This window comes from uncultured Bradyrhizobium sp. (genome assembly GCF_964252615.1).
GTDB lineage: Bacteria > Pseudomonadota > Alphaproteobacteria > Rhizobiales > Xanthobacteraceae > Bradyrhizobium.
This window is the reverse complement of record NZ_CAXUNQ010000075.1, coordinates 1-16,824: the sequence shown is the minus strand read 5'-3', so window position 1 is coordinate 16,824 and position 16,824 is coordinate 1. Positions and strand designations below refer to the sequence as shown.

Sequence of the window (16,824 nt, the reverse complement as noted above, 5' to 3'; positions counted from 1 at the left end):
CTCCGGCTGTATGAAACACCCAATCTCGGTGTCCATCAAACCGGCAGCAGCTCAGAGATGTCGATCACTCGAATTGGCGTCGGAGACCAACTTATGAAATGGGTGATCCCGCACGGGTTTGCAAGCGAAGCTGCTATCGTCATGAATGACAAATATCCGTTTAGCCGTGGGCGCATCATCGCAAGCTTGGCGAGCGAGGAAAACTAGCTGGGCCTAGTAGTCCGTCCAGGGATTCCGAAAGTGAGGCAACCCAGCGTCTTCGGCAGCCGAATTACAGAATGTAAGCGCGCTTTGCAGTTGATCAGCATGCATTATGCGTTCTTGCGCAGATATTTGATCGGCGAACGCCCATGCCAAAATGAGTCGGTTCGCAGGCGCGAACGCTTTCCAATCGAGCGGGAGTGCCGCAAAGAACACCTCTTTGACCGACGACCGCGTGGCTTCTGGTTTTACTGGTCGCTCAAGCTTCGCTTCGACTGGGAAAAGAACGGTTAACCGGGACGCGCCCTTTGCAGTATATCGTGAGACGGGGGTGACAGTTACAGGAAGTGTCCTGAAGTCCGAAAGGTCAGTCTCGTTCAATCCAGCTTCGTCCCTTGCTCGCGCCAGCAGTGAGCGTTCGAAGGAGGCTGCGAATGATTGAGGTGCAAGGCCGCGCACCACGCCTCCTGGCAGAGAAAGCATATCGGAAAATTCGTAATTTTTAACGGTCTCCTTTCGAACAACGACAATATTTTGATTTTTTCGTACTAGCAAAACGACGCCGATCGCCACGCGTCCATCGCGTGTACCCCATATATTTGCTTCATTAAGCTTGGGAAGCCCGACGCGGTTCAGGTATTGGATAACTTCGCGACTGTCTATCACGACCGTCTCCTTCGCATGTCTTAAGAGTACCATAGCTGTCGCAAGGCTGAACCTCCTTGGTCGTCGCCTCATTAACTCAAAGCCATCGCGAGAACGCTCCCTTGCGCACGGGCTGCGGGGCGTATTTCCTTGGTTAAGGGGCGCCGCCCTTGCGCGCGCAAGGGCGCGCCATTTCTCCACCAGTGCGGAATAAAGCCGGGCACCAAGCCTGTATCTGGCGCTTAACCAAAATTCGCAGATAATACGGACCTTACGAAAGCGGGGGCGTGTCCTGATCCACTAGTTTTGTTTCGGCTTTGAGCTACGACGTTGAGCCATCAATCAGATGAGCTCGTATTCTTCGTCCTGACTCAGGTCGATCCAGCCTGACAAGCCATCGAACAAGATCGATAGTTCGTCAACTGTGAAGTAGAGACGACAGAGATTCCAACGTTTCGGGATGATTTCGATGGGCGCGCCGTCCAACTCGGTAGGATAGCGGAATGTTACGGAATAAGGGTCGATCGCGGCCAGTTCGAAAACGATCCAGCATGTAGTCCGATATGTAGCATGCCTTATCGTCCGGGCCCTCGGCCGTTCGTCGAAAAGCTTTAATCAGAACGCCAAGGTTGTGCCTAGCGCGCTTGGGAACAATACCGCTCGCATATCGGATATGCCATTTGAGAGCGACTTCCATGGCGTGACGAAGGTTGAACAGTTCAGGGAATATCAAGCTGCTAGCCTGCGCTTCGTCCTGCAGGGCTTCCGTAGCAGGATAAGACTGGCGTCAAAGTAGCCCTCCCAGATTTGGCACTCTCGCCAGCTGCCGCTGAGCATGAACTCGACACTTGGAACGTCCTCGGGCGCTGGAGGCGACATGGCTTAACTCTTGTTTAAACGAGCGAACGCGTAAGAAGCTGCCGACAGGCATGCCCAACCAACCATCACTGCCGAAAATGCGAGCATGTTTTTATCGGAGAAGAGCGACACCAAAAACGTACTCAAGGCGGCCACTATCATGGAAAGGAATCCGATCACCGCAAAGCCACTTCCCGCGCCGACTTTGCATTCCTGCATCCCGGCGGCCGCAGCTGTTGGGAAAACGACGCCACAGCCAAACGAAACGAGGAACATTGGTACGATAATTGTCCCGACCGTGATCGCATCCATCATCGCAAGTCCATAAGCGGCCGTCGTTCCCACGAGCAAGCTAATTAAGCCAAAGCGTGCCAGCCAATCGGTTCCGCTTCGCGCTGCCAGTCTTGCCGTGACGAGACCGCCGAAGACGCTGCCCGATGCCATGAGCACCGGGCAAAGACCGTATTGGGATGGGGAAAGGCCGAGCGTCTGGATAAACAGCCCTGGGGAGGCCGCCAGAAAGGCGAACCACGTGCCTAAGGAACCGGACGCGGTGAGCGCGTAGGTCAGAAATGGGACCGAACGGAAAAGCCTTCCATAATTGCGCGCAACGTTCGACATCGAGCTCGTCGCCTGATGGCGAAGGGCCGTTTCAGGAAGAAACAGCGCTGCCGCCCCAAACAGCAGGCCGCCAAGAGCGCAGGTCATCAGAAAGGTTGTTTTCCACCCGCCAAATTCGACGAGTACACCCCCGATGGCGGGCGCCGCCGCAGGGACGGCCGATCTTCCGGCATTGATCAAGGAGGTGGCGCGGAGCAACAGCGGCCCTTCGAAGCTGTCACGCGCAATCGCCCATGCCATAACGGTGCCGCCGCCAGCGCCAAGGCCTTGCACAATCCTTCCCGAGATCAGGGCCGTTGCAGAATGGGCAGCCGCACAGCCAAGACTGCCGAGACAATAGATAGCGAGGGAACCAAGAAGAACTGGCTTACGCCCGAACCTGTCCGACAGGGGACCATAGATTAGGAGGGAACCCGCGTAGGCGGCGAAGAAAAGGGTCAGGATGAGTTGCACCGTCGAGGTTGACGCGCCCGTCTCCCTTGCGATTTCGGGCAATCCGGGAATCATGATGTTGGTCGCAAGCAAATTCTGGCCCGAAAGCATGGCAAGGAATGTCACAAACGCGTTTCTGGGATCCGCAAATACGTCGTGGGAACTGGATGCCATGCTATCGCCCCACCGCAAGCGCCTGGGGCACGCTCGCGGACGCTGCCGCACGCAGCAAAACTCCGTCTTTTCTTGCAGCGCAGTTCCGGCCCCACCTTCGGCCGGGATATATATATACGTCGTGTCCGCGCGCCTTAAGCTCCGAGACGACGTTTTCTGCAAAGCGCTCGTCCATGGTAAGTTTGGCAGGACAGGCGTCCCGCGGGTAGTCCGAACGAGCCCAATGGTCGCTATGAAACATTGGCGCATCTGCGGCTTGCTGAAGATCAAACCCAAACGACATATGACGAAGGAAGAATTGTAGCGCCCACTGATCTTGGTAATCGCCCCCCCTTGAGCCGAATGCCAGCGATGCGTCCGACCGGTCGATCGCCATCGTTGGTGAAAGGCTCGTCCTGGGCCTTGTCTTGGGTTTCAAGCTTGAGGGTAAGCCGGGCTGGAGCCAGGCCATCTGAGCGCGCGTACTAATAGAGAATCCGAGCGCAGGAATCGCCGGAGACCCGTGAAGCCAACCGCCGGAGGGCGTCGCGGCAACCATGTTTCCCCAGCGATCAATGACGTCGATATGGCACGTATCGCCTTTTGCGCGCGAGGAATAATCCGACGCTACGACTTCGGCACTTGCTCCGCCGGAAACATTCTCCCGGACCTCCGGCATGCACGGCAGATAGCCGCACGGCGAACCCGGTCGAAGAGCGCGGGAGCAATCCCCTATGATCAAGCGTGCACGGTCGGCATTGTACCGTTCCGACAGAAGTTCCGGAATCGGTGGCGCATAGCCTTCGCGGGCTTCGCCATACCATGCCTCGCGATCGGCGTAAGCGAGCTTCAGCGCCTCGACCATGATATGGACGAGCTCTGCTCCAAAAGGATCGAGCCCACGATAGTCAAGATGCTTGAATAGCGCGAGGAACTGAAGGAACGCGGGCCCCTGTGACCATCCCCCTGGTTTGAAAACTTCTACGCCCTCGAAAACGTATGAGACCGGCTGCTCGAAGGTCGCGCTCCAGTCGAAAAGATCTTGCGCTGTAAGGAATCCGGGAGAGGACATCGTATGTCCTGCGGCATCGTCCGGCCGCGCGAAAAACTGGCCGATCTCATCGGCGACGTAGCCCCGGTAAAACGCGTGACGCGCGGCTTCGATCTGTTCACACCGGTCATTTCCGGCGCGCAGAGCTGCCTCAAGCAGACGCGCATACGTCTGTGCGAGAGCCTCGTTGCGGATCAGGCTTCCGGCCGCCGGCACCTCTCCTTTACTGAGGTATATCGCGCCAGAGGAAGTCCATTCCTCGGTGAATTTGGCCTTGCTTTTGGCGATTTCCCGGCTCGCCTCCCGGGTCAATGGAATTCCGTTGCTCGCATAGCCGATGGCGAAGGAGAGAACCTCTTCGATGGGACGCGTTCCGTAGTCTCTTAAGATGAGCATCCATGCGTCAAAAGCCCCCGGGACCACGGCTGCCAGAAGCCCCTTGGCCGGAATAAGTTTCAGCCCAAGCGAGCCATACCGATCAATTGTCGCTGCCGCCGGCACGACGCCTTGGCCACATACAACCCGTGGCACCGCATCACCAGTTGTCCGGATCAGCATAACGGCATCGCCGCCCAGACCGTTTTGATGAGGTTCGGCAACTTGCATGACAAAACCCGCAGCGACCACCGCATCGAACGCATTGCCGCCGCGCTCCAGCATGGCCATGCCCGCTTGACTGGCGATCCAGTGACTGGACGCAACAACACCAAATGTTCCGGCAATTTCGTTGCGGCCCGACAGCGTGTTCAAATTCATGTGCCGGCTCCTTCCCGCTTGCCAGTCTTACCGGCGCGCCCGAACCCTGTGACAGAATTAATGCTGGTCAACCCAAGCGGGGCGCACCGTCCGGCACCAGCCGTCCGCGGGAGGGCCGCATGTTGCGTGCAATAGACGCGGTCGACTCGGTTCCCGAAGGACGTGATGACTTCGTTTGGAATAGTCCCGAGATGGCCCGCAAGATCGTCCAGCGATTGATGGGGTCCAATGATCTCGACGGGGTCGTTAATATGAAGGGCATCCGTCAGCCGGTCAGGAACCGTGACCACCGTTAGATCCATCGATACGCGGCCAGTAACGGGGAGGGGATGGCCGTCATAGAAAAATGAGACGGCTTTCGCCGCGCCAGACGACAACTGCCGGGGCAAGCCATCTGCATATCCGATCGAAAGCAACGCAAGCGTGGTGTCAGCCTTCAGGCAAAAATCATTTCCATAGCCAACATATGCGCCGGCACGCGCGCGGCGGATTTCGATCACGGGAGCTCGTAGCGCAACGACGGGCCGGAAAGGATTCGATCGCGATGGAAAGGGATTGCCGCCATAAAGGCCTATTCCCGGACGCACCATATCGAAATGGGCGTCCGGCAAGCGCAGACAGCCGCTGGTGTTGGCGAGTGTGGCCCGAAGCGCAGGAAATTCTTGTCTCACCTTGCGAAAGACGGCGAGCTGGGCATCGTTGCGCCACCCAACCGATTCGTCGGCGCAGGCAAAATGACTGAGCAGCAGCCCGAACCGTGCAGGTGCGGCTGCGACCGCCGCCTTGATGTCCCCGATCTCCGTGGCCGGGATGCCGCTCCGATTCATGCCCGTGCAAACATGGATGGCCGCCTTTTCCATCGTTGTGTCATCAGCGGCATCCGCCCATTCCTTTATCTGAGCCATTGAGGTCAGGACCGGCAGGATGCGGTGCTGGCGGTATACCCCGGCTGCGCCGGACGGCATCGCATGGAGCGCGTATATGGAAATAGACGGGTTCATTTTGCGAAGCGCGATACCCTCGTGGAGATGTGCCACGAAAAATGTGCGACATCCCTCCGCCACAAGTGCCCGGGCCACCGGTATTAATCCGCATCCATATCCATTGGCCTTTACGACACCGGTCACTTCGGCTGCACCACATGTTCTGCGGAACAATTGCCAGTTATGCCGAAGGTTCTGAAGGTTGACAGTCATCCAGGCGGAATGAGGCCGTCGATCACGCGCCATGGAGCACTCCGAACGGCAAAAAACCGTCATTGCGTCCCGGCAGGTAGCGGGTTCGCCGGCGATGGGCTGAGCGGTTTCCAAACACGCGGAGACTCATGCCTTTAAGTCGGAGCATGGGCCGTTCCATAACGAAAAGCACCGGTTCTTTGTTTCCGGTTGCGCTCCCGCAGTCTCCTGGCGGATTCATTGGTGGCGGCCATGGCGATCAAGTCGAGCACGTCGAGCCCCGCTTTGGCGAGCATCTTCGGAAAGATGCTTCCGGCGGTAAGACCAGGAGTTACGTTCAATTCAAAGAAATAAATGCGCTCGTGACTGTCGACGATATAGTCGATTCGGCAAAATGTGTGCACGTCAAATAGGTCGGCGATGGACACGGACGCCGCACAAATCCGGTCATAGAGTGCCGTTCCTGCCTCGGGGAACACGACAGTATAGGACCCTTTTGACGTCTTTTCCTTATAACCTAAGAACCGGCTCGGCGCGTTGATCTGAACGACCGGAAGAGGACGGTATTTGCCGTTCTCAAACAATACACCGCATGTGAACTCCGTGCCGATAATGCGCTCCTGTACAACAAAACGATCGTCATAGTCGGAAAGCGCCAACGCATATTTATGCAGGTCGAACTCCTCCAGCGAGTCAAATGGCTCCGTCATGAATGATCCACCGAGATTATTCGGCTTTGCCACGTACGGGCCCGAGCTAATCGCCCGCGAGATCGCCGGGATAAATGCGCCGACGCGATACGGGTCGACCCAGACAGTAGGAATTGGCGAAAGGTCGCTGCAGGTTGCCTCCACAATCTTGGTTTGAATATATTTGTCGGTCGCTAGCATAGCCGCGTTTTTACTGCCGAAGCTGCCCGGGATGTCGAAGAACTGTGCGATAGACTGAATTTGGCCGTCTTCCCCGTCTTGTCCCTGCAAAAGCGAGAATAAGAAAACGTCCAGTTGTTTCATGATTTGTGGCAGGGCATCGAGCATCGGCCTTGCCTGCGTTTCGAGAACCTCCCGGTGAGACGGTGCGCCGCGTTTATCCACTGACATCAGGAGGAGTTCGCCCGTCGGAGAGATGTAGATGACGGCGGTCAGGAGGGGTCTAAGCTTGGCCGTCTCGTTGATGCGCGCCGCAAAATGCGCGTACATCGCAACGGACCAGTCGTGTTCGACCGAGCGTCCACCGTAGATGAGTGCGAATTGCATTGCCGTGCTCCGGGCCGAACAGCGTGAGGCGAGTGGGATTTGACCATAACTATGGTCACCCGCGTGCGTTCATCAACTCACTGCGCGTAAGGGAATTCCAAGCGCTTCGCCATCGTGCCTAGCATCACGTATTGAAAATCGCAGTTTTCCGCCGCCTGTCTGCTCGACGTCGTAGTACAACGAATCCTTGATCGAGTTATCGGGATGAAAGGTAAGCACGCGCGGATGAATATTCTCGATTTCGTTTGCGACCATGAAAACGGATGAGCAGATAATAACCTGATCGCCTGCCTGGCAGGTTCGCGCTGCGGCCCCATTCAGGCAACACACCCGGGAGCCGCGCTCGCCGAATATTACGTATGTGCTGATTCTCGCACCTGACTGCTTGTTCCAGATATCAACGAATTCAAGTGGAAATATCCCAGCTGCTTCGCAATGCTCGGGATCGAGGGTGATGGATCCGTGATAATTAAGGTTCGCATCGGTCACGTAAAGTCCATGGAGTTTTGCCGCAACGACCTTTCTCAGCATCTATATTCCCTCCCTTTGTACCCTATTCGCCTTCCGGCGGACGGGTAATTAATGGCCTGTTTGTTCGCGGGCGCGGGGGACAATATCAGCTAAAATCGGTGGCGCAACTCACGATTGTTTTTTCCGGTATCACGCGCCCTATCCTGAGAGGTTCTGGCAGAAATCACGTAAAGAGGAACGGGCCTGACTAAGCCACTGAATGTTTTTGGAAAAGTCTCGTTACACGTGGCATAAGAGACCTAATTTGCCGGTAATTCAGTCAGCAGAGTTATCAAAGCAGTGATGAAAAACTCCAGGATAAAGGTAATATAACACTGGGTTGCCCCGTCAGAAATAACAGGGTCATACTCTGCCGGATCGCTTTGTCAGCCGTCAACACCGGCTTCAAGGTCAAAGACGCGGAAGATAAGGCGCCGGGTTGTATCCTGTGCGCAGGTGGAGGTTCCGCCGCGCGGCTACGCGGCGCTCTACCGGCGAACTGTGCCGCGAGCTCCCAGGCTGATCCGAGCTCGGATTCCTTTCAAAGGTCGGAAACGAGGTTGCCGACCTTCGAACGCGCATTTGCTGCGCCGTCATTTAGGACAGCGCGCAAGGATGGCAGTCAATGCGCGGTTTCTTGTTCTTCAATCCATGCATGCAGCACGAACTTGCGCGCGCACACCGTCGCGCCGATACGGAAATGCGGAATGCTGCGGTTCTAAACCAAGTTGTAGACTGCACGGCGACATTCCTTCGCGCCATACATGAACTCGGCGATGGCATACGCCCCATAGAGGATGTCGCCGGCGAGCGACCCGGCTTGCGGGCCCCGGCCGGGTGCCGCGTGGTCGGTCAGATGCGCGAAGCGGCAGCTGCTGTAGGAGGGCGGGGATTTAGAGCGACGTTGCGCGTGTTGTCCATGAGGACGACGGTTCCGAAAAATGCATGAACTCTCCTGATGTTGAGATGGCTAACAGCGGGCGTTGTCGGCCCATGTGATAGCGCAGCAGTGAGCGCCACGTCCGGCCGATAATTGTTTTGAACAAAGAGGCCTAATTGATCGCGCCTCGCGACATGGCTATCGCAAAGGACCATCAAACAACAAACAAGAAGGAGAACACCCATGAGTGCAAACGTCACAATCGGCAAGCGCCGGTGCCACTTGAGCATGTCGTCCTGTTGAGCCCTTTGATCCCGGCACGCCGCCCCGCATACAAACGACGCGTCCGTTTCAAACCCGCGTGGTGCTGGACGCGGCGCGTGCCGGAACAGATACGCACGCTCTGCCGATAAAAAACGTCTAACAGAAACGTCCAACATTGCGTCCAACATTCGTGCGTTCGGCTAAGGCAATGGGCCGCCGCTCAATCAGAGTAAATTGTTGAGTGTGCTTCGGAAATGTACTATTATTTGAGGCATCGTTTTCTTAATCCGAGGCTCTTCGGGCGCGCCACTCGATGCTCATCCCCTCCGCCATATCACTTGAGCATCTGGCGCTCTCCACCATTCGCTGTAGTCTATCGCATCGTCATGGGTCAGCTCGGCGACAGGTTGGCCGCGATCAAATCGACAAGCTCACCTGATGGAGCGCTCGACGCTTTAAACGAAGACGCGCGCCTAATTATCTGCGTGCTGCCGGATACTGGCTTGCGCCCCTCCGAAGCGTTAAATCTTCAGGCAAACGCGATTCATTTGGAAGGGCCGGTTCCATAGGTTGAAATCTTTCCAGATCGTCGGGTGCTAAACCCGGGGATTCCAGACGCGAGATTCCATTCGCAGGAGCCGCGTTGGCTGCGATGAAATTGAGGTGCAACGGATTCCCTCACTATCGCGACAGTCGGCTTCGTTTTCTGCTCATGTGAACAAGTATCTGACGTATACGGCCTGCGCCCAACGAAGCAGCATTCGCTTTACTCGCTCCGGCACGGTTTCAAGGATCGACTAATGGCCGCCGAGACATCCACTAGCCTGATCGACAGTCTTAAGGGTCACCGCACCGGCAAGCCGCCGTCCGATTGCAGCGAGAATGCCCCCCGAACACGTTTGTCTTTGCCGTCATGGCCAAGGTCCCGATGGCCGCGCGCCGCTCAACCTCCGCCGCCGCAAACGGCTTTCCCAACTGTGTCGCGTTCAGCTTGGCTTAATGCGATATTAGCTCGATAGGTCAATTACTTATCTACCTGTGGCGAGTTGTCGCATGTCGGACGACGCGAGAACGCGCGACATCCGGCGACAATGGATACAATCGTTACGAGCGGGAACTTTCACATGATCGTGGCGAGAGTATTATTCCAGCTGGGTATGACGGCTGGATCATGACTGTAGTTGCTGATGTTCGTAACGTTGCAGGGGATGCAACGGGCGGCGATCGTCCTGCTCCCGCATTCCCGGTGTCTCTGCTTTCCTTCATTCTGGTCGCCAAATTCCTTGCCGTTCCGGCCGATCCGGCCCAGATCGTCCACGACCATGGCGAGCCGGGTGAAAGCTACCGCCTCGAAGATCTCGCCCGGATCGCCAAGCGGCTGAAGATCGTCGCCAGGATCAAGCCCGCCGCCTCAGCCGAACTCCACAAGGTGCCGTTGCCGGCGCTCGCGGAATTGAACGACGGCGAGGCCGCCATCCTGCTCAAGGTCGACCGGCAGCCGGAAGGGACGCGCTTTTTGATCCAGCGCGGCGACGGCGAGCGTCCTGAAGTGTGGTCGGCGGCGGATTTCGATCGCCAATTTGCCGGACGCCTGCTGCTCATGACGACGCGCGAACTGATGGCCGGCGTCGCCCGCCCCTTCGACATCAGCTGGTTCATTCCAGCGCTTGTGAAATATCGCGGGCCGCTGCGCGACGTGCTGATCGGGTCGTTCTTCCTGCAACTGATGGGGTTGATCTCGCCCATCTTCTTCCAGCTTGTGATCGACAAGGTGCTGGTCCATCAGTCGCTGACGACGCTCGACGTGCTGGCGATCGGGCTCGCGACCGTGCTGACCTTCGAAACCGGACTGTCGGCGCTGCGCAACTGGCTATTTGCGCACACCACCAACCGCGTCGACAGCGAGCTTTCGGCACGGCTGTTCCGGCATCTTCTCAACCTGCCGCTGTCGTATTTCGAGGCGCGTCGCGTCGGCGACAGCGTCGCCCGCGTGCGCGAGCTCGATCGCATCCGGGAATTTCTCACCTCAAACTCCGTCACCGTCGTGATCGACCTGTTCTTCACGATCGTGTTCTTTGCAGTGATGTATGCCTATAGCCCGCTGCTGACCCTGATCGTCACGCTGTCGATCCCGCTCTATGTCGCGATCTCCGTCATCGTGACGCCGCCGCTGCGCGCCCGTCTCGACGAGAAATTCCGCCGCGGTGCGGAGAACCAGTCGTTCCTCGTCGAAAGCGTCACCGGCATCGGCACGCTGAAGGCGATGGCGGTCGAGCCGCAGATGCGCGTGAAATGGGAAAGGCAGTTCGCGGGCTATACCGCCACCGGATTTCAGGTTGCGACGCTGGCGAACTGGGGCAGCCATCTGATCCAGCTGGTCTCCAAGCTGACCACGGTCGCGATCCTGTTTTTCGGGGCGAAGGCCGTGATCGCCGGCGACCTTTCCGTCGGTTCGCTCGTTGCCTTCAACATGCTCTCCGGGCGCGTCGCACAGCCGATCCTGCGCCTCTCGCAACTGTGGCAGGATTTCCAGCAGGTCCGCATCTCGGTTGACCGGCTGGGCGACGTGCTCAACGCGCCGGCCGAGCCGGACCACAATCCGAACAGGGCGAGCCTTCCCCCGATCAAGGGGGCCGTGGAATTCGACCGGGTACGTTTCCGCTATCGTCCCGACGCGCCCGAAGCGCTGCGCGGCGTCACGCTTTCCGTTCAAGCCGGCGAGATGCTTGGCATCGTCGGGCCCTCCGGTTCGGGCAAGTCCACGCTCACCAAGCTGGTGCAGCGTCTCTATGTTCCGGAGCAGGGCAGGGTGCTGGTCGACGGCGTCGATCTCGCCCTCGTTGATCCGGCCTGGCTGCGGCGGCAGATCGGGGTCGTGCTGCAGGAGAACATCCTGTTCAACCGCTCGGTGCGCGAGAACATCGCGCTGGCCGACACGACGCTGCCGATGGAGCGGGTGATCGCCGCCGCCCAACTCGCCGGCGCGCACGAGTTCATCCTCGCTCTCTCGCATGGCTACGATACGGTGATCGACGAACGCGGCGCCAACCTGTCGGGCGGGCAGCGCCAGCGCATCGCCATTGCGCGAGCGCTGATCGGCAATCCGCGTATCCTGATCCTGGACGAGGCGACCAGCGCGCTCGACGCCGAGAGCGAGGAAGTCATTCAGCGGAACCTCGCCGGCATCGCGCTCGGCCGCACCGTTATCATCATCGCGCATCGCCTCTCCGCCGTCCGCAAATGCGACAGGATCGTCACCGTCGAAGCCGGCGAGATCACCGAAATGGGCGATCATGCGACGCTGCTCGAAGCCGGCGGCCGCTACGCCCAGCTCTACACCAAGCAAATGGGGCTCGGCACATGACCGCGTGGGTAGCAAACCGCTTTCCGACGCTCGCAAAGCACTGGACGGTGCTGCGGGTGAGCTGGGGCATGCAGAACGAAGCCGATCGCAACAAGCGCCCGATTTCCGATCACGAATTTCTGCCTGCCGCCCTCGAGATCATGGAGAAGCCGCCGAGCCCCGGCCTGCGCATGCTGCTGCTCATGACCTGCGCCTTCTTCACCGCGGCTCTATTGTGGTCCGTCATCGGCACGGTCGACGTCGTGGCGGTGGCGAGCGGCAAGATCATCCCGTCCAGCAAGGTAAAGACCGTCCAGCCGCTGGAAATAGGCCAGGTGCGCGCCATCCATGTCGGCAACGGCCAGCATGTCGAGGAGGGCCAGCTTCTGGTCGAGCTCGATCCGACGCTCGCGACCGCCGACGAGTCGCAGGCGCGGCAGAACCTGCTCGCGGCGAAACTCGTGATGGCCCGCAATGCCGCGTTGCTCGCCTATCTCGAGGGCCAGCCGGCCGTCTTTGTCGTACCGGAAGGCGCCCCCGCTTTGACCGGCACTGTAGAACAGCAATTCGTCCGCGCCAGTATCGCCGAATACGAAGCGCAAATCGCGAGCCTGCAGCATCAGATCGCGCAGCGCGGCGCCGAACTCACCTCGTCCGAAGCCGAAATCAGCAAGCTGCGGCTCACGCTCCCGCTTGTTAATCAGATGTTCGTAGCCCGCAGGACGCTCACCGAACAGGGCAACTACGCGCGGCTGAAGCTGCTCGAATACGAACAGACCCGCATGGAGCATATCCAGAATATCGACGTGCAGCTCGCCAACGCCGAGAAAGCGCGCGCGGCGATGACTTCGCTGGAGGCCGAGATCCGCAAGCTGCGCGAAACCTTCGGCAAGACCGCGGTGACCGAGCTGGTCCAGGCCCGCGACAAGGCGGAGGTCGCCGCCGAAGAGCTGCGCAAGACCACGCGCCGCCGCGAGTTTCTTCAGCTGCGCGCGCCGGTCGCCGGCACCGTGCAGCAGCTCGTCGTCGCGACCATCGGCGGCGTGGTGCAGCCGGCGCAGCCGCTGATGATGATCGTTCCGGACGGCGCCGAGATCGAGGTCGAGGCCAATGTGCTGAACAAGGACATCGGCTTCGTCCGCGAAGGCCAGCCGGTGCGGGTCAAGCTGGAGGCGTTTCCCTTCACCGACTATGGGCTGGTGCCGGGGATCGTCGAGGGCATCAGCCGCGATGCGATCGACCTATCGCAATCGAAGGAGCAGCAGCGCGACGACAAGAACCGGCCGATCCAGCCCGGCCTCGTCTACGCGGCGCGCATCCGCCTGCTGGAGACCAGCATCCGCATTCGCGGCCGGCCGCAGGCGCTGGGCCCCGGGCTGTCGGTGCAGGCCGAGATCAAGACCGGCGAACGGCGCATCATCCAGTATCTGCTCTCGCCGATCACGCAGGCGCTCGACGAGGCCGGCCGCGAGCGGTGACGGGCTGACGCGACCGGCATGCGGAATTGCGCAATCGATGCATCGCCGGGGACACAATCTCAGCCGTCCTTGCCGGGCTTGACCCGTCAACGCGTCCCGCAGCCGTCATTCCGGGATGCGCCCTCTTGGGCGCAGGCCCGGAATCCATAACCTCCGACCGTAATTATGGATTCCGGGCTCGCGCAAAGATGCGCGCCCCGGAATGACGGTTTCTGGATGGATACGCGGTCGAGCCCGCGGAGGCCATTTTCAATCATCTGCGACAGAATGATACACGTGTGTCGCCGTTGCGACCGGACGGTCGCGCGGAGCGTGGTCCGCGCGTGCGGCTCGCATTCCAGATGACGACGACAACGCCCTGAAGGGCGGATTGAAAAACGGGGAGAGTATAACGTGGCGAACAACACCAACGGGAAGACGCCGGAAGCCGGGCAGCCGGTTCTGAACGGGGTCAAGGCGGACGCGCCGGCCGCACAGGGCGCCGCCAAGGCGCTCGATCGGCGCTGCTGGCGCAGATCACAGCGTTCAAGACGCGGCTGCAGGCAGCATCGGCGAGGTGGTGCTGGCGACGCTGAACCTACCGCGCTACCGCCACCAGACGCTGCTCGACGTTATCGCGCCCTCGCAGAAGGTCGCCACCGCGGTGCTGGCGAACTTCAAGCAGGTCGTGAAGGACAAGCCGGTCCGCATCCTCCACCCGCTGGTCAGCCAGCTCGTCGATCCGGCGGTGCTGGAGAAGATGAAGGCGCGGCCGGTGGGCGAGGCTGAAAACGGCGAGGCGGCGAAAACATGAAAAATACCATCACCATTGGCCTAGGCAGACAGGGGTTGGTTCCTGCACAAATGCCAGACACTGGGGCAGATGCATTACAAACAAGAAGAGCTGCATAATGAGTGACACGGTCTGGATCAGCATAGCTCCCGGAAGCGGGACCAATTTACTTCCACTAACGCATAGTTTCCTTGTGAGTGAGGAATTGACGAAACATGCGATTGAATGTCGCCATCGCAATGACGCAGGAGTTTCTCTCGACCGGAGCTGCTTCCCGGAAGAAATATTTGGCGCTCCGCATGCGGAGGAAAGGGACTACAGGCTTCCTGACATCTTCTTCGCAGGGACCGTTTGGGCTGTCTCCAAAGCTGCCGCCGATGTGCTGCGGCAGTTCGACCTCGGCGGCGGCGGGCTTTACCCGGTCAAGGTGCTCAAAAAGGATCGGCAGACGCCAGTGGGCGGCGAGTGGTTCTGCCTCAATTTCGGCAACAGGAAAGAGGCGTTCCTGTTGTCCGAATCTGTACCGATGCGTGAGACCTACGTTCGCAACGGCGAAAAAGCCTGGCGGCTGAAGTCGGTATTAAACGACGGCGATATTGCCGTAAGCCAGGCCGCCAATGACGGTGCCGATATTTGGCTCGAACCGCTCTTCACCGATGCGTTTTTTATGAGCGATGGTTTGGGCACGGCCTTGAAGAAGGCCAAGGCGGATAAGGGCTTCTTCCTACACAAATGCCGGGTCGTTTAAGGCCAGTTTGACGGGGACGATATGGCTGATCCTGTTGTAGAGAATTTCGTTTTCAATTTTGAAGCCGAGCATGTTTTTGCCGACTCGCTCTGGAACGATGCCGAAACTCGTTCATTCCTGGAATCTAAGGGCTATCAGAAGAATGCCCTTGGCAATCTTATGGCTGAATTCGCCGATGCGGATACGGTCAGAAAAATCCAAAACATGTCGGGCAACGAACCGCTCAAGGCGGCCTTGCTCGATCCCAACTCCCGTGCGGGAATCGTGCGTCACAAGGGAAGGCAGACCGGAGAATGGCCTACATCATTCGCGCCAACCTCGCCTATAAGCTCGGCAAAACGGAAATCGAATATTTCGAAGACGACCGCAAGACTCTGCGCGCGTTTTTCGACAGGACCGATGCCTTTCCGGGCACGGTCACCAGTGCCTCCTGGGTCACCGGGACCTGGATCCCGCCCGAGGTGGTGCCCCGTCAGCTGCGCCTCACCAAGGGCAAGAAAATGTACGACTGGCTGACATTGCGCGGCGGTGGAACGCTGGTCAGCTCGCGGCTCAAAGAAGCGGTCGAGGAGTTCGATCCCGGACAGCATCAGTTTTTTCCGGTCGTCGTCGAAGACAAAAAGGGTGCGGTCCAGCCCGGTGATTTCTTCATCTTCAATGTCGTGGGACGGATCGAATCGATCATCGAAGACCGGAGCAATTTCAAGGCGAACGGGCGCGGCGACGTCAAAAGCTGGAGCTACAGCCGCCGCGAAGGGCCATGGCAATGCGTGCTGGACGCCGCGGTCATCGGCGGCAGGGCATGCTGGATCGAACATCGCTATGGCGAGTGCTGGTTCGTTTCCGACCGGTTGGCCGCAGTACTGCAAGAACGCAAGCTGAGCGGGTTCGATCTGGACCGGCACCGGCACTGCGACGAAGTCTCGCTCTAGTTCATCAATTCATCCCATTTCAGGATTGGGGATTGCCAGATAGCCATGCCGGAGGCCTCGGCTGTGTACAGCATATCGCATTTCGGACGCGTAAAGGACGTATGCGTCATCGGCGGTTTCCTTGCATTAAAGGCAAGGTTGCGGAAGTGCTCTCGAAGTTCGATTTCGGTGCGGGCGGCGGGCTCGTCCCTTACCCCATCTACGAGGCGGACGAGAAAACGCCGCTGCTGGTCGAGCCGATGACCCGCGACCGCATCGCCATCGCCAGGGCCGGCGGCGAGGGCAAGGTCGAGGAGACGGCCGGCATCGCGATCTGGGCCAGCGTGTCCGACGAGGTCGACGCCAAGATCCGCGAGCAGATCCAGGCCCGGGTGTTTCCGATCCGGCTGAAATCCGAGGACTGGGCCAGCGGCGACACCACCTGGCTGCTCGACGTCATCGCGCCGTCGCAGAAGGTCGCCACCGCCGTGCTCGCGAACTTCAAGCAGGTCGTGAAGGACAAGCCGGTCCGCATCCACCCGCTGGTCAGCCAGCTCGTCGATCCCGCGGTGCTGGAAAAGATGAAGGTGCGGCCGGTGGGCGAGGCCGAGGGCAAGACAGAGACAGCATGACACGGATCGACCGGATGTCCGGTCGATCAGTGCGGGCAATGGAAACTGAAGGCGGGGAGCAAAGACATGCTGGATAGCGTGACACGCTGCGAAGCGCATGACCCGGGCGCGCCTGTTTTGAAACGGATGGTATGGTCG

At 59.1% G+C, this 16,824-nt stretch carries 13 protein-coding genes; 7 read left to right on the top strand and 6 right to left on the bottom strand.

From position 1 onward, the window contains the following. The coding region (locus ACFE72_RS22985) for a hypothetical protein (RefSeq protein ID WP_375415429.1) at positions 1-207 on the top strand (207 nt) is incomplete at its 5' end. A gap of 6 nt (positions 208-213) precedes the next feature. Here ACFE72_RS22985 and ACFE72_RS22980 read toward each other — a convergent pair. The 6 genes from ACFE72_RS22980 to panD all read right to left on the bottom strand — a co-directional run bounded on the left by ACFE72_RS22980 (position 214) and on the right by panD (position 7,676). Continuing rightward, complete coding sequence (locus ACFE72_RS22980; RefSeq protein ID WP_375415428.1) at positions 214-867, bottom strand: hypothetical protein; 654 nt, start codon at positions 865-867, stop codon at positions 214-216. An 861-nt stretch (positions 868-1,728) separates the two neighbouring features. Further along, positions 1,729-2,931, bottom strand: a complete 1,203-nt coding sequence (locus tag ACFE72_RS22975; protein WP_375415427.1) for a multidrug effflux MFS transporter — start codon at positions 2,929-2,931, stop codon at positions 1,729-1,731. A 1-nt stretch (position 2,932) separates the two neighbouring features. Then, entirely contained in the window at positions 2,933-4,717 is a 1,785-nt protein-coding gene (locus ACFE72_RS22970; RefSeq protein WP_375415426.1) for a gamma-glutamyltransferase family protein, read from the bottom strand. Further along, a complete protein-coding gene (gene alr, locus ACFE72_RS22965) occupies positions 4,714-5,913 on the bottom strand; it encodes an alanine racemase (RefSeq protein ID WP_375415431.1) in 1,200 nt (399 codons plus the stop codon). The genes ACFE72_RS22970 and alr overlap by 4 nt, the downstream gene beginning before the upstream one ends. 134 nt (positions 5,914-6,047) lie before the next feature. Beyond that, positions 6,048-7,148 carry a D-alanine--D-alanine ligase gene (locus ACFE72_RS22960; RefSeq protein ID WP_375415425.1) on the bottom strand — a complete coding sequence of 367 codons (1,101 nt, stop codon included), beginning with the start codon at positions 7,146-7,148 and terminating at the stop codon, positions 6,048-6,050. A 72-nt stretch (positions 7,149-7,220) separates the two neighbouring features. Then, positions 7,221-7,676 (bottom strand): aspartate 1-decarboxylase, encoded by a 456-nt coding sequence (gene panD, locus ACFE72_RS22955; RefSeq protein ID WP_375415430.1) that lies wholly within the window; start codon positions 7,674-7,676, stop codon positions 7,221-7,223. A 2,372-nt stretch (positions 7,677-10,048) separates the two neighbouring features. Here panD and ACFE72_RS22950 point away from each other — a divergent pair. The 6 genes from ACFE72_RS22950 (at position 10,049) to ACFE72_RS22925 (ending at position 16,686) form a co-directional block, all read left to right on the top strand. Beyond that, on the top strand, positions 10,049-12,166 hold the full coding sequence (locus tag ACFE72_RS22950) for a type I secretion system permease/ATPase (RefSeq protein WP_375415424.1): 2,118 nt from the start codon (positions 10,049-10,051) through the stop codon (positions 12,164-12,166). Next, the gene (locus ACFE72_RS22945) at positions 12,163-13,623 is read left to right on the top strand and encodes an HlyD family type I secretion periplasmic adaptor subunit (RefSeq protein WP_375415423.1); all 1,461 of its coding nucleotides are present in this window, start codon (positions 12,163-12,165) and stop codon (positions 13,621-13,623) included. Before ACFE72_RS22950 ends, ACFE72_RS22945 begins: the two co-directional genes overlap by 4 nt. A 559-nt stretch (positions 13,624-14,182) precedes the next feature. Then, positions 14,183-14,416: a hypothetical protein gene (locus ACFE72_RS22940; RefSeq protein ID WP_375415422.1), complete on the top strand. Its 234-nt coding sequence runs from the start codon at positions 14,183-14,185 to the stop codon at positions 14,414-14,416. A 97-nt stretch (positions 14,417-14,513) separates the two neighbouring features. Beyond that, complete coding sequence (locus tag ACFE72_RS22935; RefSeq protein ID WP_375415421.1) at positions 14,514-15,143, top strand: imm11 family protein; 630 nt, start codon at positions 14,514-14,516, stop codon at positions 15,141-15,143. A gap of 293 nt (positions 15,144-15,436) precedes the next feature. Then, complete coding sequence (locus tag ACFE72_RS22930; protein WP_375415420.1) at positions 15,437-16,075, top strand: imm11 family protein; 639 nt, start codon at positions 15,437-15,439, stop codon at positions 16,073-16,075. A gap of 146 nt (positions 16,076-16,221) precedes the next feature. Beyond that, on the top strand, positions 16,222-16,686 hold the full coding sequence (locus ACFE72_RS22925; RefSeq protein ID WP_375415419.1) for a toxin-activating lysine-acyltransferase: 465 nt from the start codon (positions 16,222-16,224) through the stop codon (positions 16,684-16,686). Positions 16,687-16,824 lie beyond the last annotated feature (138 nt).

Bases quoted from the DNA above. Each gene is read 5' to 3' on its own strand.
- ACFE72_RS22960 (WP_375415425.1), bottom strand. From the start codon at position 7,148: ATGCAATTCGCACTCATCTACGGTGGACGCTCGGTCGAACACGACTGG.
- alr (WP_375415431.1), bottom strand. From the start codon at position 5,913: ATGACTGTCAACCTTCAGAACCTTCGGCATAACTGGCAATTGTTCCGC.
- ACFE72_RS22930 (WP_375415420.1), top strand. From the start codon at position 15,437: ATGGCCTACATCATTCGCGCCAACCTCGCCTATAAGCTCGGCAAAACG.
- ACFE72_RS22935 (WP_375415421.1), top strand. From the start codon at position 14,514: ATGAGTGACACGGTCTGGATCAGCATAGCTCCCGGAAGCGGGACCAAT.
- ACFE72_RS22945 (WP_375415423.1), top strand. From the start codon at position 12,163: ATGACCGCGTGGGTAGCAAACCGCTTTCCGACGCTCGCAAAGCACTGG.
- ACFE72_RS22970 (WP_375415426.1), bottom strand. From the start codon at position 4,717: ATGAATTTGAACACGCTGTCGGGCCGCAACGAAATTGCCGGAACATTT.
- ACFE72_RS22975 (WP_375415427.1), bottom strand. From the start codon at position 2,931: ATGGCATCCAGTTCCCACGACGTATTTGCGGATCCCAGAAACGCGTTT.